We start from the raw sequence: 12806 nt of genomic DNA on the forward strand, positions 1-12806 counted from the left end.
CGTCGCCGGGACGGCTCAGCGAAGGCCCGCCGGAAGGTCGCGCGTCTCCAGCTGCATCTCGTGCTCGGCGTGGAATCCGATGAGGCGCTCGGCATCGCCGAGGTCGATCGGAACCTCACGCTCCACGAATCGCTCGCGGCGAGGCACGTCCGGCGCGAGAGCGTCGAGCACCTCCTCCGTGCGATAAGGGATGTTCGTCGTCGGCGCCGCGAGGTAGAACGCGTTCGCCCCCCGAGCGCCGGACTCCAGCCCGAGCCGGATGGCTCGCGCTGCGTCACGCACATCGAGGTACGACCACGCCTCGGTCAGGCCGAGACGCGGGTTCCTCGTGAACTGGGCCGACTGCGCCTCCAGTCCCTCCGCAGAGTTCACGTGCGGGAACCGCAGCGTGACGACGTCCGTGCCCCAGCGGCGCCACACCATGCGCGAGGTGTTCTCGTCGTTCAGCTTCGACAGCGAGTACCAGTCGGACACGTCGGACGGGATGTCCGTATCGAGCGGCATATACGGAGGGCGCGCATCCTGGTCGACGCCCTGCGGCAGCCCGTACCGGTTGATACTGCCGGCGACCACGGCACATCGCACACCGCGTTGCGCCGCCTGCACGAGCACGTTGAACGTCGACACCACGTTCGTGGTGTACACGGCGTACGGCGTGCCGGCATCCCGGTGGGCGAGCGCGGCGAGGTGCACGACGAGCTCGACGTCGGCGAGCGCCTGCGCCACGTCGTCTTCGGAGCGCGTGTCACCGTGCACCACGCGATCGGCGCCGTCGACGGACTGCCCCGGCTGGCACAGCGCCGTCACCAGTGCGCCGCGTTCGGCGAGATGGGCCGTGGTGACGTTGCCGATGCGGCCGGCGGCGCCGGTGACGAGCACGCGTCGCCCAGCGACGGTCATGGATGCTCCCTCTGGCATCTGACCCTCCTCTTTCGTTGTCGTGTTCACGTTCCCGCCGTCACGGCGTCTGCACAACGGCCCGCGTCATCCCTTGAGCCCTCCCGCTGAGCTGACGCCCCGCAAGAACTGCTTCTGGAACACGACGAAGAGGATCACCGGGATGATGATCGTGAGGAACACGGCAGCCATCTGAACGGCGAACGGCATGGCGCCGTTCGGCAGGTTGGCCAGTGTCACCGACACGGGCTGAAGGTTGGGCGCGGCGAGCACCAGCATCGGCCAGAGGTAGTCCTTCCACGACGCGATGATGGTGAGCAACGTCACCACTCCGAGAATCGGTCGCGACAGCGGGATGACGACGGTCGTGAACACGCGGATGGAGCTGGCGCCGTCGATCCTGGCCGCCTCGATGAGCTCGCGCGGAATGGAATCGAAGAACCGCTTCAGCACGACCACGTTGAACGCGCTGGCACCTGCCGGCAGCCAGACGCCCCAGAACGTGTTCAAGAGACTGATGTTCAGCACTGGCATCTTGAGGATGGTGAGGTACAGCGGAACGAGGCTGATCACTCCGGGTAGGAACAGCGTGGCGAGGATGGCTCCGGAGAGCAGCGGGCTCCAACGGGGTCGCAGCACGCTGAGCAGATAGGCGGCGGTCGCGCTCACGAACAGTGTCGCGATCGTGCTGCCCACCGCCACGATCACGGTGTTGCCGAGCGATGAGCCGATCTGCGCACCGCTCCACGCCTGCTCGAGGTTCCCCCAGTGCAGCGGTGTCTTCCAAATGCCCATCGGATCGCTGATGATGTCCTGGCTCGAAGAAAGGGATGCCCGTGCCGACCAGACGATGGGACCGAGACCAGCGATCAGCAGCCCGATGAACATGACGATCTGCAGGATCCACATGGTCACGATCACGACTGGCCGTCGCCGATCCGCGGCGGAGATCGCACCGCGCTCCTTCGTCTCGCGCTGGCGGCGCTTCCGTGGCGCATCCGGTTCGATCGCCTCGAACTCCGCGGGTGCGACGACGATGGTCTGGCCTGCTGCGCTCATGATGGGCTCCAACGCTTGGTGACGAAGTGGTAGGCGACGGAGAGCACGCACAGGAACAGTGCGAGCAGCACGCTCAGGGCCGTGGCCGCACCGTAGTCCCCGCTGACGAACGCGTAGTTGTAGATCTTCAGCATGATCGTCTGCGTCGCGTTGTTCGGGCCGCCGCCGGTGAACAGGAACGGCTCGGTGAAGAGCTGGAAGGTTCCGATCAGCTGCAGCAGCATCATGATGAAGATCACGTTGCGCAGCTGCGGGATGGTCACGTGCCAGAGCCGCGACCAGATACCGGCGCCGTCGATCTCCGCAGCCTCGTACAGCTCGGGACTGATGCCGCCGATCGCTGCGAGGTAGATGATCGCCGTAGCGCCGGCCCCCGCCCACGTGGTGTAGAGCACGAGGGACGGCATCGCCATCGCCTCCGAGTTGAGCCACGGGTAGGGCCCGAGTCCGAACCATCCGAGGATGCTGTTGAAGATGCCGTCACTGGAGGGGTCGTAGAAGAACTTCCACAACAGGATCCCTGCGACGGGCGGCACGACGGCCGGCAGGTAGGCGAGCAGGTTGTACATCCACCCGTAGCGCCGCAGCTCGTTGACGAAGACGGCGATCAGGATGGGCACCGGGAATCCGAACACGAGCCCGAGCAGAGCGTAGTACGCGGTGTTCAACGCCGCCTGCGGAAGTCCCGGGTCGCTGAGCACGTAGCTGAAGTTGTTCAGCCCCACCCAGAGCGCCGGCCCGACGAGGTTGGTCTTCTCCACGCTCATGAGCACGCCGCGCACGACGGGACCCCAGCTGAAGTAGAGGAAGATCAGCACGACGGGGATCGCGAACAGCACGGCCGTCAGGCCGCCGGATCGGTACCACCTGACGACGCCGCGGCGACGCTGCGGCTTCACTCGCGGAACATTGACTTCGAGAGTCCGAGACATTGGTCAGTCCATAACCGCGCGGATGGGCGGGCTCCATCGGATCGGCCCGCCCATCCGCACTGGGTCAGCGCTGCTGCGCGAGGTTCCGGTCGATGGTCTGGCCGGCGGACGTCACCAGTTGCTTGATGTCCGCATTCTGATCGGTGAGCACCTTCTGCACCACCGGATCCAGCGTCGCGTAGGTGTTCTGGGCATCCGCGGGCTCAGGGATGAGGGGGAGCGTCGATGCCGTGTAGCCCTTGAACTGGTCGAGCGGCACGTTGATCTCGTTCTTGATCCAGCCGAGGTAACGCTGGTAGATCGAGTCCTTCACCGGCGGAAGTCCAGGGGTGCCGACAGCCGAATTGGATGCCGCAGACGACTTCGCGTTCTGCACCGCGAGGTCCTTGTCGAAGTACTGCTCGAAGTTCATGTACTTCACCCACTTGGCCGCAGCGAGCAGCTGGTTGGGCGTGGCCTTCGCGTTGAACATGGCGATCGTCCCACCGGTCAGCGTGCCGTTCGTGCCGTTGCCCTGCGGGAGAGCTCCCTCGCCGAAGTCGGCGGGGTTCATGCCGTACAGGTGCACCGCCTGGTCGTAGATGTCGGGCGCCTGCAGCACCATGCCGATCTTGCCCGCGGAGAACGCCTTGCGGATGTCGTCCTGGTTGTAGAGGAACTGGCTGCCCATCGAGTCGTCGACCCAGCGCATGTCGTGCAGGGTCTGCAACGCCTCGCGGGTGGGCGCCCCCATGTCCGACTTCTTGCCTGACTTGTCGGTCACCGTGCCGCCGAGGCTGTAGGTCATCGTCGTGAGCATCCAGCCGCCCGTGTTGTTCGTGGTGAGCTGGGCGTAGCCGGCCACACCCGGGACCTTGTCGTGGATGATCTTGGCGTCCTGCTGCACCTCCTTCCACGTCGTCGGCGGCTTGTTCGGGTCCAGCCCGGCCTCCTGGAAGATCTTGCGGTTGTAGGCGATGCCCACGGAGAACAGGCCGTAGGGCACGGTGTAGACGTCGCCCTTGGAGTCCTGCACGTTCTTCAGCGCAAGAGGGTTGAGGTCGTCGAGCAGCCCGATCTGCTTGAGATACGGCGTCATGTTGGGCAGCTGTCCGTTGTCGATGAGCTGCTTGCTGTACGTCAGGGACACGTTCATGGTGTCGGGAAGCGTTCCGCCGGCGAGCTTCGCCTGGAACGTCTGCGCCTGCCAGTACTCCGTCGACGGCTTGACCGTGATGTTCGGATACAGCTTCTCGAAGTCCTGCACATGCTGCAGGAAGGTGGCGCGGTCGGCCTTCTTGTCTGCGGTCGGCTCGTCTCCGACCGTGATGGTGACCTTGGCCTTCGGGTCGGCCTTGCCTTGGTCGGCGCTTCCGCCGGCACCGGCGCCGGTGCACCCGGTCAGCGCCGCGACGGTGCTCACCGAGGCGATCAGCACAGCGACCTTGACTGCTCGTTTCTTCATTGAAACTCCTGTGTTGTGGGGATGTCCGTAAGGGGCATGGTCCGCCGGCTCGAGGTCTGTTCCGGCGTTCCGAAAATATAAAACCAAGAGTGTTATTAATGCAACCGCAACTTCTCCCGCCCCGCGGGGCCTCACCCTTGGCGGGCGCCATGCCGGAGGATGCCGATGAGCGGACGCCGCCCCGGGGGTGGTTGCTGCCAACAGAAGGCCGGGATCCTGCGCCGACGACGAGCAGGCGGACAAACAGAGGGACCGGTGCCAACCCGAATGGCACCGGTCCCTCTCTCGGAAAGGAGGAGCCGCACCAACCCGAATGGTGCCGTTCCTCCGGTGAGGCCAAGGTCTACAGCGATGCGGAGCATCCCTTGTGAGCCCAGCGATCAGACAAGAATCTTGTCACGCAAGGGGAAAGCGTTTACACCCCTCCCGCGTAATTCACTCGCTCCTGCCCCCGTTCTGGGGTGCTGCGACGGCGATCGGTCGGGACGTGAGATGGCCCCGCGGCGCGCCCGGCTGCCGCTCCGGGTTTCCTCGCGGTGACCACCACTCTGCCCCCGGGCCAGCGATGCGGGGCCCCGGAAACGCTCCGTTCGCGCCGAGGGTCGGCATCCGGAACGCCATACCCTTCTAGCAATGCCGCGCGTGCCATGCGCCGCAGTCGAGGAGGATGAGATGTCAGAGAAGCCGACCCTGCCGAGTGATGTATCGAACAAGGTGGGCTTCTTCGACCGCTTCGCGGACGTCGCATCCCGAGTCGCCAGCCGGGCGTGGTTCTTCTGCTTCTGCGTCATCCTCGTCGTGCTGTGGGCGCCGTCGATCTTCGTGATCCGCAGCATCGACACGTGGCAGCTGATCATCAACACGGTGACGACGATCGTCACGTTCCTGCTCGTCGCCCTCCTGCAGAACAGCCAGACCCGATCCGATCAGGCGGTGCAGCACAAGCTCAACGCCATCGCCGACGCGCTCAGCGACCTCATGGAGCAGAAGGATCAGGCGCAAGACGCGAAGGAGCTGCGCGAGGCCGTCGGGCTGGAGCAGCGCGAGAGCACCAGCCACAACTCGGCCGAGGACACCAAGAGCGACAGCTAGCCCGTCCCACCCAAGGCGAGGCTCGGCCCGATAGGCGGTGCTGTCGAAGCCGCTGTCTGCCCGACTCAGTTCTCGTCGCTCAGGCGCTCGACCAACTGCGCCTTGGTGAGATGCGACACGTTGCGCATGCCACGGGTGCGAGCGACGTCACGCAGGGCCTGCACGGTGAGGTGGTCGAGGTCTGGATCGTGACCGGCCGATGTCGGCGTCGACCCCACGAACTCGGCCGTCGCATCCGTCACGTTGGGAAGCGGCAGGGAGCCCTCGGGAACGGCGGTGGGCTCGGCTTCGTGCCGCGTCTCGCTCTCGGATGCGTCGTCGTTCGCCGCAGGAACCCTCACCTTCGACAACCGTTCGTCGAGGGCATCGACGCGCTTCTCCGCGTCGTCGCTCTCCAGCTTCTTGGCGGCCTTCCGCGCCTTCTTGACGGCCTTCTTCGCGTGGTCGTATGCCTTCGCCGCGGCCTCTTCGAGCTTCTCCTGCTTGGCCATTGCTCCTCCGATGCGCTTGGCGGCCAGCGCCCGCTGGCCCGCGTGACAGGAGCACGGTGCCACACGCCTCACCCCGCGGCAACCGCTGGACGAGAGTGCGTTCATTCGCCATCCACAGACCGACCGGAGAACGACATCATCGGCACGGACCATTTCCTGTGGGGGTGGGCCTCCCCCACCCGGCGAGCGAAGTCCGCATCCCCAGCTGTAAGGGGCTCCACTCACCCTTCCGAATCGGCAAACGGAACATCACGTAGTCGAAGGGGTCCGGACTGAGCCTGCGGATAGCATCCCGCATGTACTGCACCATGTCCGCGTTGTCCGGTTCTGGGAAGGCACTCGGCGAGGTCTGCGCGAAAACCGGCGTCGCAGCGCTGAGAACGACGGAGACCTCGACGCTTCGACCATCGGCAAGGGCCCTGAGTTCGATCACATCAGCTGTACGAGCGCGGGCGAGAACAGCGGTGTAGTCGACTACCGTGTCGGCGGCGACATCGTCCACCAAGAAGGCCCTGCCTGCGATGACCAACTCCTTCATCCCGCACAGGCTAACCTCCAACCTGCCACGCCGGCCAGCAGACGAGATTTACGAGCCCATGAGTGGTCGAACAGGAGGACAGCAGCACTCGTGACGAGGCGATAGGGCACTGGACACTCAGCATCCGGGTTTTCCCCTGTTCTCCGCCACCAGGGCGGAGGGCCGGCACCAACCCGAATGGTGCCGTCCTCCCGAGCTTCTCGTTCAACCGGTTGCGGCGTCGCCGTGCCGGTGAACGGCGACTCGACGATGTTGGCGTCGTTCACCGTCACGTTCGCGGTGTTCGTCACGGCGAAGCTGTACGTGATCTTCGGTCCTTGCAGACATCGATCACCATCCGACCGATCATCCGACTTCATGACCATCAACACGGAACGGGTCCAAGTCTTGTGACGGCTCTACCCAGGCGCTGTCCATGTTCCGAGCGCAGAACGGTGTCTGAGAACTGAGACGCAGCCGACAAAAGCCCTACTCCCCAATCGTAGGTGTGACACGCCGCTTGCGGCGGCGCCAGCAAATACAACCTATTGGAACCCTGGGGAAGCGAGAACTTCGTGCCTCACCCAAAATGGGGGCGGCCGGGACGAAGCTCGACACGCCGATCGGTGCCCGCGGTACTGCTCATACTGACGGGCGGCGCATTCCCGATTCTTGGCCGGAGCCACAACGCAGTAAGGCATGAGCCGGTTTGCGTAGGAAGGGCATCGACGGTTGGTTGCCGACCTGTCGATGCCGATCGTCATCCGACGCCGGAGTGCCTGGTACGAAAGCGCGACGCTAAAGCCTTCTCTCTCACAGCGTGACGTACTTACCGTTGCAAGTGCCAGAAGTGCCCGCTCGTCCCGGGGTTCCGGGCAAGGATGTCGTCCAGGCTTACGTCGAGCTCGTCCAGGTTGTGCCCGCTCAGATAGACCTCGACATGGTCCACCCCGTCCCTCTGGTCATGATCGATCCCCGTGACGACCATCACATGGTCCATGCTGCCGTCGCCCCAGCTGAACATGGCGATGTCTCCGACGGCGACCGCCGCACGGTCGTTCAGATCCAACTCTTCGAGACCGAGCTGGTTGCGGTTCTCGGCGAAGTAGGAATCCATCGACGGCACGTACCCCCACGACAAGGTGCGGTCCTTTCCGGCTCCATAGTTGTGCCATGCGGATGTCATCGGCCATCCTCGGGCGATCAGCGTCTGGCTGACGAAGTTGGCGCAATCGCCACCGAGCGAGTTCATGTCGCCGTACTGCTGGGTGTTGTACGAGTTCCAGTGCTCGTCCACGTAGCGGAGCTGCGCTTGTACCGCCGCGGGCAGCGCGGCCGCGTCCGTGTGGCTGAATCCGACTGGGACGCTTGTGCGCGGTGTGGCATTCGCGCATCCACTGAGTGCGAGCACCGCTGCCGCGAGAGCGCAGAGGACGAACGAGAGGAGTGCGAAGCGGCGGTGACGGAGAACGGCCTGCTGGTGCGAATGGAGTGGTGACGGGGTCATGTACTGATCCCATCAACGAGCCTGTATCGTCAGCGTCTCGGAATCCGGCGGACCGGCGGTTCAGTGTGCGACCTAGTGGCCGGCAGGCAGGTGGACGTCCACCACGAGTCCACCTCCGGCTCGTGGCTGAAAGGAGACCGAGCCGTTGTGCGCCGTCACGACGGCCTTCGGGATCGCCAGTCCGAAACCAGATCCTGCCCGATCACGGTTGGACTCGCGTCGTGCCTCGCCGAAACGGCTCGGCCAGTGTCGCGAGTGCGGAGACCCCTCGTGATGCTCGGGGCAGCGCTACCCCTTCACGCTTCCCGTGGCCAGCCCCGATTGCCAGTAGCGCTGAAGGAACAGGAACGCGACGATCAGCGGAATGATCGACACGAACGCTCCCGTCAGCACGGTCGAGAACAGCACCTGTGCTCCGCCGCCCGCCGAGGCCGTCGCTTGCCACTGTGCGAGCCCAACGGTCACGGGGAACAGCGAGGGAGTGTTCAGCATGATGAGCGGTAGGAAGTAGTTGTTCCAGGTGGCTACCAGCTGGAACAGCACGACCGTGACGATCCCAGGAGACAGCAGACGAATGCCGATGGTGCCGAAGATGCGGAACTCCCCCGCACCGTCGATGCGCGCTGCTTCAAGCAGGCTGTCGTCAACGGACTCGATGGCATACACCCGCATGAGGTAGACGCCGAACGGGCTGACCAGTGACGGCAGGATGATCGCCCACATCGAATCGGTCAGGTTCGCCGCCGCGAACAGCAGGTATGTCGGGATCGCCAATGCTGTCAGCGGAACCATGATCGAACCGAGGATCACCGAGAACAGCGCTGTACGACCGCGAAAGCGATACTTCGCCAGCGAGTACCCGGCGGCCGTGGCGAGCGCCGCGGCGCCCACCGCGCTGGTCACGGCATAGATGATGGTGTTCAGTCCCCACTGCCAGAACACGCCGTCCTGGAACGTGAACAGGTTGCCGAAGTTGGCGAAGAACTGGAACGAGTTGCCGAACCACAGTCCGAACGTACTGAACAGGTCGGAGTTGTCCTTCGTCGTCGAGATGAACAGCCACAGCAGCGGGACGATGAAGTAGATCAGCGAAATCCACACGAAAATCGTCAGCAGCGTGCTCCTGCGCTTGCCGCGTTCGACGAGCTTGCGCCGACGTTTCGGTTCTGGATGCGTGTCGCCAACTGTCTTGACGGGCGACGATGCGAAACGCGTGGTGGTGCTCACGACTCGCGCTCCTTCCGGTTGGCGGCGGTCTGTACGACGAAGGAGACGATCATGATGATGATTCCGAGCAGGAACGCGATCGCGGCGGCGTAGTTGATGTCCTGGTTCTTGAACGCCACGTTGTATGCGTAGAGGTTCGGAGTGAAGTCGGTGCCGATCGAGTTGGGGGCGATGTTCGACAGGAGGTTCGGCTCGTTGAACAGTTGGAACGATCCGATGATCGAGAAGATCACAGTGAGCAGGAGCGCTTGGCGAATGGCCGGCAGCTTGATGCTCCAGGCGATACGGAACTGGCCTGCGCCGTCGATCTCTGCGGCTTCATAGAGATCCTCGGGAATGGACCGCAGTGCGGCGTAGAGGATGATCATGTTGTAGCCGATGAATTCCCAGCAAACGATGTTCATCGTCGAGCCGAGGATGTTCTGCGGCGACAACAGGTTGGGCGCCGGCAGGCCGATGCCGTGGAAGATCTGCGTGATGAGCCCGAAGTCGGTCCCATAGAGGTAACCCCACATCAGTGTGGCCACGACGCTAGGCACGGCGTAGGGAACGAACACCAGGAGCCGCGCGGCCCTTCCGCCACGAATGCGCTTACTGTCCAGGGCGAGGGCGAAACAGATCGCCGCTACGAGCATGATCGGCACCTGTACCAGCAGGAACAGGCCGACTCGGCCGAGGCCGGCCCAAAAGCTGGGATCCTGGATGGCGCGGATGTAATTGCCGAGGCCCGCGAACACCTGCCCGCCGACGAGCTGCGAGCTGAACAGGCTGAGGTAGAGCGAGTAGATCAACGGCGCGAGGAACATCGCGGCGAAGATCACGAGGAACGGGATGACGAGAATCCAGGCCGCGCGCGTCTGTGCGGCGCCGATCTTTCCCGAGGTGCGTTTCCTCGTAGACGGGTCCGGCACAGTGCGCCGAGCGGTGAGAACGGACATGGTCGACTCCTTGCATGGCAGCGGGTCCGGACGCTGTGCGGCCGGACCCGCTGTGCTCACTTGACGGTGAAGCCCTGCTGCTTCGCGTAGCTGACCACCTGGTTCTGCCAGGTCGCCAAAGCGGCCTTCAGATTCCCGTGATCAGCGATCGCCTTGCCGAGCGTCGTCCCGTAGCTGGAGTTCACGTAGTCCATGAACGGGAGCCACTGGAACTTCGGGTTGACCGTGTCAGACACCTGGGCGAAGAACTTGTTCACCTGCTGACCGCCGTAGAATTCGCTCTTGGCGTCCACGAATTGCGGGTCCTTGAGCGTCGCGGTCGTCGTCGGAAAAAGGAACTGCTTGTTCGCCATCATCAGCGTCGACTGGTGGTCATTGTTGATGAACTTCGCAAGCTCGTACGCGGCGATCGGGTTCTTCGTTGCCGCCATGACCGCGTCCGACGATCCACCCCAGTTGCCCGAGACGTTGGCACCCGCCTGCCACTGCGGAATGTCCCCAGCGCGCCACTTGCCGCTGGTGCTCTTCACTGTGCCCTGCAAGAACACGGGGCCCCATGCAGCGACGAGCCAGCTGGCGTACTTGTTGGCAGCGAGCCCCTGGTAGTAGGCGTCGGTGAAGTCTGGATCGGTTGCGACGAGATCCTTGTCGATCAGGTCCTGCCAGTACGAGACGACCTTTTGGTCCGTGGCCGAGTCGAGGTCGATGCCCACGGTCTTCTTGCCGTCGTAGCTGAACGGCTGGGCACCGGCCTGCCAGAAGAAGGAGATCATCTGGAACATGTCGTTGCCGGGCAGGTCGGTGATGTACGAGCCGGTCTTCGACTTGACTGCCGCTGCCGCTTTGGTGAAGTCGGCCCAGGTGGCAGGCGCGCCGTCGAGTCCGGCGTTCTTGAAGATGTCGTCGCGATACAAGGTGCCGAGCGGTCCGGAGTCCTGTGGGACCGCCCACACGGCAGAGCTGTCCGCCACCTGGTTCCACACCCAGCCGACGTAGTCGTTCTTCAACTTCGCCGCACCATATGGCTTGAGGTTCAGAAGACTCTTCGTCTGAGTGAACGAAGGGATGTAGTCGTACTCCACCTGTGCGACATCCGGGATGCCCTTGCCCGCCTTGAGAGCTGCCCGCAGCTTCGGGTAGTGCTGCGCGCCACCCGTGGTGTTCACGACGTTGACCTTGATCTTCGGGTACTTCTTCTCGAAGAGGTTCACCTCGTCCTGAATGTTCGGCACCCACGTCCAGAACGTCAGCGTCGTCGGCGTGTTCATCGCCTTGTCGATGTCTGCCTGACTCACCGGCTTCGTGGATCCATTGGCACCCCCGGTGCTGCTGCATCCGCTCAGGAGCAGTGCCAGCGCCGTGACGCCGGAGGCCAGCGCCAGTGCTGTCTTTCGGAATTTCATCGTCGACCTTCTCTTTCTTCGGTAGTGCTCGGCACGAGGTCGCCCTCGTCTCGGTCGCTGGGGTCTGTCAGGAGGATCCGGCTCGACCAGGCCGGAAGCATGTGGATCGTGTCCGCGGCGGTGACGGAGCCGTCGGCGATGTCACGCGCCGCCGCCAGCAGCCGCACCCCTTGCTCGTCGCCGCTCCAGTTGATGAGGAACCAGGCGCGTCGGCCGTCTGGCATGCGACCGGATGTGACCGTCACCGGAGTGCGACGCGCGGGCGCCAGCTCGTCGGCGACGCGGCGAGGAATGGCCCACCGCATCAGGGCGGCAGCGAGGCTGCGCGATGGCACTGTCCCGACGACCGTGACCCTGCCGTCCCCGTGGGTCTTCGAGGTCACGGCAGGGAAGTCGCCGAACTGCGGATGCCGATAGCCGACGACCTCCTCGGCACCGTCGGAGATCAATCCGTCGATCCACGCCGTGGCGGCCGCATCCTCATCCAGCTCGATGACGGACGAGGAGACCGTGATCGGCGCCGCGAGGTTGGAGTATTCGTCGTAATGCACGCCGGAGGCGCCGGTCAGACGATCCGGGGCAACGGCGATGCGGGCCCTGGCGAGCACATCGGCGTAAGCGGTTCGAGGGCCGATGACGAGGTGGCCACCCTCGCTCGCGTATGCCTCAAGCAGGTCGAGCGTTTCATCGTCTGCGACATACAGCGCCGGCACCACGAGGGTCGGATAGCGAGCCGCCAACCCGCGCGCCCCGATCGCCGCCGCCTGCTGCACATGCAGGATCCGCGCCTGCGCTCCCGACTCCACAACCCCGGTATGGAACGCGTCGAAGATGCGCTCGTACGATTGCCGATCGGGACCACCGTCGAGACTCAGAGCCGGAAAGAACTCGAGAGCCCATCGCGAGTCATTCGACCATAGGACGGCGGCGTCGGCGTCGGGCACGTACCCCTCGAGCGCCGTTCCCAGGCGTTGGAAGACGTGCCCGATCCGGGCGATCTCCTCGTACACGCGACCTGGCCGAAGGCTGTGCGGAAGCACTCCACCCCAGTACGTCTCCGTGCCGTACGGCAATGTGTGCCAGTGCCAATACTCGATCATCGCGGCACCGCGGCTGACCAGGGCGAGAGCCGCTGCCTGCAGCTGCCCCGGCCATGGTGGGAGGTTCATGAAGCTCTGGCCGATGGACTGTGCGTTCGTCTCCGTCACTAGGAACCGCTCCTGCTTCGACGAATACAGACGATCCGCCTGCCGGAACAAGCCGCCGACGCCCGAGGTGGTCCACGGCGTCTGGGCCGAC

13 protein-coding genes and 1 pseudogene are annotated in these 12806 nt (G+C 64.4%); 1 reads left to right on the plus strand and 13 read right to left on the minus strand.

The features are described from left to right. Nucleotides 1-15 precede the first annotated feature (15 nt). The 4 genes from VHB92_RS03805 to VHB92_RS03820 all read right to left on the minus strand — a co-directional run bounded on the left by VHB92_RS03805 (nucleotide 16) and on the right by VHB92_RS03820 (nucleotide 4332). The gene (locus VHB92_RS03805; protein WP_325451555.1) at nucleotides 16-918 is read right to left on the minus strand and encodes an NAD(P)-dependent oxidoreductase; all 903 of its coding nucleotides are present in this window, start codon (nucleotides 916-918) and stop codon (nucleotides 16-18) included. A gap of 66 nt (nucleotides 919-984) precedes the next feature. Then, on the minus strand, nucleotides 985-1956 hold the full coding sequence (locus tag VHB92_RS03810) for a carbohydrate ABC transporter permease (protein WP_325451557.1): 972 nt from the start codon (nucleotides 1954-1956) through the stop codon (nucleotides 985-987). Beyond that, the gene (locus VHB92_RS03815; RefSeq protein ID WP_325451559.1) at nucleotides 1953-2855 is read right to left on the minus strand and encodes a sugar ABC transporter permease; all 903 of its coding nucleotides are present in this window, start codon (nucleotides 2853-2855) and stop codon (nucleotides 1953-1955) included. Before VHB92_RS03815 ends, VHB92_RS03810 begins: the two co-directional genes overlap by 4 nt. 97 nt (nucleotides 2856-2952) lie before the next feature. Beyond that, the gene (locus VHB92_RS03820; RefSeq protein ID WP_325451560.1) at nucleotides 2953-4332 is read right to left on the minus strand and encodes an extracellular solute-binding protein; all 1380 of its coding nucleotides are present in this window, start codon (nucleotides 4330-4332) and stop codon (nucleotides 2953-2955) included. Between the two features lie 672 nt (nucleotides 4333-5004). Here VHB92_RS03820 and VHB92_RS03825 point away from each other — a divergent pair. Beyond that, entirely contained in the window at nucleotides 5005-5424 is a 420-nt protein-coding gene (locus tag VHB92_RS03825) for a low affinity iron permease family protein (protein WP_325451562.1), read from the plus strand. A gap of 65 nt (nucleotides 5425-5489) precedes the next feature. On the opposite strand, the gene VHB92_RS03830 is transcribed toward VHB92_RS03825, so the two are convergent. From VHB92_RS03830 to VHB92_RS03860, 9 genes and pseudogenes are all read right to left on the minus strand, one after another. After that, a complete protein-coding gene (locus VHB92_RS03830) occupies nucleotides 5490-5915 on the minus strand; it encodes a hypothetical protein (RefSeq protein ID WP_325451564.1) in 426 nt (141 codons plus the stop codon). A gap of 136 nt (nucleotides 5916-6051) precedes the next feature. Further along, entirely contained in the window at nucleotides 6052-6453 is a 402-nt protein-coding gene (locus VHB92_RS03835; RefSeq protein WP_325451566.1) for a hypothetical protein, read from the minus strand. Next, nucleotides 6450-6818 carry a DUF7507 domain-containing protein gene (locus VHB92_RS16710; RefSeq protein WP_422653650.1) on the minus strand — a complete coding sequence of 123 codons (369 nt, stop codon included), beginning with the start codon at nucleotides 6816-6818 and terminating at the stop codon, nucleotides 6450-6452. Before VHB92_RS16710 ends, VHB92_RS03835 begins: the two co-directional genes overlap by 4 nt. 443 nt (nucleotides 6819-7261) lie before the next feature. Next, nucleotides 7262-7939 carry an amidase domain-containing protein gene (locus VHB92_RS03840; RefSeq protein WP_325451568.1) on the minus strand — a complete coding sequence of 226 codons (678 nt, stop codon included), beginning with the start codon at nucleotides 7937-7939 and terminating at the stop codon, nucleotides 7262-7264. A gap of 72 nt (nucleotides 7940-8011) precedes the next feature. After that, a pseudogene (locus VHB92_RS16680) lies at nucleotides 8012-8164 on the minus strand (ATP-binding protein); the annotation flags it as partial. 63 nt (nucleotides 8165-8227) lie between these two features. Further along, nucleotides 8228-9166: a carbohydrate ABC transporter permease gene (locus VHB92_RS03845; protein WP_325451570.1), complete on the minus strand. Its 939-nt coding sequence runs from the start codon at nucleotides 9164-9166 to the stop codon at nucleotides 8228-8230. Further along, nucleotides 9163-10104, minus strand: a complete 942-nt coding sequence (locus tag VHB92_RS03850; protein ID WP_325451572.1) for a sugar ABC transporter permease — start codon at nucleotides 10102-10104, stop codon at nucleotides 9163-9165. Before VHB92_RS03850 ends, VHB92_RS03845 begins: the two co-directional genes overlap by 4 nt. A 56-nt stretch (nucleotides 10105-10160) precedes the next feature. Further along, entirely contained in the window at nucleotides 10161-11507 is a 1347-nt protein-coding gene (locus tag VHB92_RS03855; RefSeq protein WP_325451574.1) for an ABC transporter substrate-binding protein, read from the minus strand. Continuing rightward, nucleotides 11504-12806: beta-galactosidase (locus VHB92_RS03860; RefSeq protein ID WP_325451576.1), on the minus strand; the 1303-nt coding region annotated here is incomplete at its 5' end. The genes VHB92_RS03855 and VHB92_RS03860, both read right to left, overlap by 4 nt.

Source organism: Humibacter sp. (genome assembly GCF_035547335.1).
Classification (GTDB): domain Bacteria; phylum Actinomycetota; class Actinomycetes; order Actinomycetales; family Microbacteriaceae; genus Humibacter.

Bases quoted from the DNA above. Each gene is read 5' to 3' on its own strand.
- VHB92_RS03805 (WP_325451555.1), bottom strand. From the start codon at position 918: ATGCCAGAGGGAGCATCCATGACCGTCGCTGGGCGACGCGTGCTCGTC.
- VHB92_RS03810 (WP_325451557.1), bottom strand. From the start codon at position 1,956: ATGAGCGCAGCAGGCCAGACCATCGTCGTCGCACCCGCGGAGTTCGAG.
- VHB92_RS03820 (WP_325451560.1), bottom strand. From the start codon at position 4,332: ATGAAGAAACGAGCAGTCAAGGTCGCTGTGCTGATCGCCTCGGTGAGC.
- VHB92_RS03825 (WP_325451562.1), top strand. From the start codon at position 5,005: ATGTCAGAGAAGCCGACCCTGCCGAGTGATGTATCGAACAAGGTGGGC.
- VHB92_RS03830 (WP_325451564.1), bottom strand. From the start codon at position 5,915: ATGGCCAAGCAGGAGAAGCTCGAAGAGGCCGCGGCGAAGGCATACGAC.
- VHB92_RS03835 (WP_325451566.1), bottom strand. From the start codon at position 6,453: ATGAAGGAGTTGGTCATCGCAGGCAGGGCCTTCTTGGTGGACGATGTC.
- VHB92_RS16710 (WP_422653650.1), bottom strand. From the start codon at position 6,818: ATGGTCATGAAGTCGGATGATCGGTCGGATGGTGATCGATGTCTGCAA.
- VHB92_RS03840 (WP_325451568.1), bottom strand. From the start codon at position 7,939: ATGACCCCGTCACCACTCCATTCGCACCAGCAGGCCGTTCTCCGTCAC.
- VHB92_RS03850 (WP_325451572.1), bottom strand. From the start codon at position 10,104: ATGTCCGTTCTCACCGCTCGGCGCACTGTGCCGGACCCGTCTACGAGG.
- VHB92_RS03855 (WP_325451574.1), bottom strand. From the start codon at position 11,507: ATGAAATTCCGAAAGACAGCACTGGCGCTGGCCTCCGGCGTCACGGCG.